Consider the following 1,653-nt stretch of genomic DNA (forward strand, 5'->3'; position numbering starts at 1 on the left):
AAGCACGACCGGATCGCACGGGCCTCAGCTCGCGGCGTCGAGGAGCTCAAAGCCCTCGCCCTGGGCGCGCTGCGGCGGTTACAGAAGATGCCTGCGCTGGTGCGATCGTTCTTCGCCGATCCTCATCTGGCCTACATCGCCGCCAGCCTCCGATAGTCCAGAAACCCACGAACTGATTGGATCATCTGGCTCCGCTCCTGATCCGAGAAACAGCTCCTAGTTCATGGAAGAGTTTCGCATGGCGCGCGCATTTTCGGTCGCGACCGTTGTTCGGTTGCTTCTCCCTTCTGCGCTCCTAATCCCCGTATGGCTGGTATTCGTCGCCTTCATCCCTGATCATCATCGTAGCGAGCTGATGATCCTGGCAGCAGGGGCGACGGTGGCCTTCGCTGGAGTGCGGTTGGCCAGGTGGCGGCAGATGGCCGCTGCCACGGTTGCACGCCTGTCTCCTGAGGGCGTGGAGATGGAGGACTGGTACGGATCGCGTGTGCGCCTGGCATGGCGGCACGTTGGGCGCATCGATGTCGTGGGAAGCCGGATTCCCAGTCCCCGGACTATTACCAAGGCCGACAGGATAGGTGTCCGAACCGGAGCCAGGCAATGCATCGGCCTGGTCGGCTGGGGCGAATACGAGACCCCTCACCATGTCCCCAACTGGTTGTTGGCCCATCGGGCCCGGCTGCCCATCGATCCGGCATCGGGTCTACAGAGAATCAGCATCCCCCTCGGCGTTGTCGATCCCCTGTGGGAACACGGCCCGATGGGCGACCAGGTCCGCCAGCACAGGCCTGATCTCTTCCAGTCGACCGTCGCTCCCAGCACGCATCCTGCCTAAAGGACAGCCGAGCAGTCGCACCGTAGATCACTCAGCAGTGATGACTTCGTTGACCGCGGCGCGGGCGGCCGATTCATCGACGATGGCCTCGTCGGCGATGAAGGTGGCCAGCAGGGCTTGGATGGCCAGATTGTTGATGGCGCGGGGATAGCCGCGGCTGGCGGCATGGATCAGCGCGGCGGCCTCCTCGGTGAACAGCGGATCGGTCCGACCGGCCAGGGCGAGGTGGTGGCGTAGGTCGTCGACGGTCTCCTGGCCGGTCATGCCGGTCATGTGGTAAGGACCGCGATTTGTTGATTCAGCGCCGCCAGGACACCGAGTTTGATCTTGCGGCGCAGGGTCGGCCGCCCGATGAGTAGGCAGGCGAACGGGGCTGGAAGGGTCCATCTCAAGGTTGGTCAGCATGCGGACCGACTCCAACTGGTCATGCGCCAGTAGGTCCCCTCCCAGCCGAGCCGGAAGCCGGAGTCGGACGGCTCGGGCCCCCGGATGAAACAGCAGAACCCATCCTCGCTCTGGCTCGTCTTCACCACCGTGACCTACTGGCGCAGGTGCCGGGCAGGCTCCCGACGAGAGCAACAATCTCAGCGTGCCACAAAATGTCGGTTCTGATCAGCGTGCGTCCCCGTCGAGCCGTCGTATCCACCAGCCAGTTCCGTTCCTAGTGGCCCGTCACGCAACCTTGGCCGGGTAACTGGTCCAGCTTCGGATGGGTGAGCTGGCGGCGAAGCTGGTCTTCGGCTGGGCGCGGGCGTTGCGCCAGCGGACGTGGCCGCCTATCGCCGTGTTCTGCTCCTCGTGGGTGCGGTGGTCGGTGC

At 64.5% G+C, this 1,653-nt stretch carries 2 protein-coding genes; one reads left to right on the forward strand and one right to left on the reverse strand.

Going from position 1 to position 1,653, the window contains the following annotated elements; translation table 11 throughout:
* The first annotated feature begins 223 nt into the window (after positions 1-223).
* Positions 224-835 (forward strand): hypothetical protein, encoded by a 612-nt coding sequence (locus ACTWPW_RS64080; protein ID WP_443175021.1) that lies wholly within the window; start codon positions 224-226, stop codon positions 833-835.
* Between the two features lie 27 nt (positions 836-862).
* Here ACTWPW_RS64080 and ACTWPW_RS64085 read toward each other — a convergent pair whose 3' ends face one another.
* A complete protein-coding gene (locus ACTWPW_RS64085; RefSeq protein WP_443175022.1) occupies positions 863-1,108 on the reverse strand; it encodes a hypothetical protein in 246 nt (81 codons plus the stop codon).
* Positions 1,109-1,653 lie beyond the last annotated feature (545 nt).

Origin of the sequence: Nonomuraea sp. KM90, from assembly GCF_052246675.1 — a bacterium.
Lineage (GTDB): Bacteria > Actinomycetota > Actinomycetes > Streptosporangiales > Streptosporangiaceae > Nonomuraea.

Bases quoted from the DNA above. Each gene is read 5' to 3' on its own strand.
- ACTWPW_RS64085 (WP_443175022.1), bottom strand. From the start codon at position 1,108: ATGACCGGCATGACCGGCCAGGAGACCGTCGACGACCTACGCCACCAC.
- ACTWPW_RS64080 (WP_443175021.1), top strand. From the start codon at position 224: ATGGAAGAGTTTCGCATGGCGCGCGCATTTTCGGTCGCGACCGTTGTT.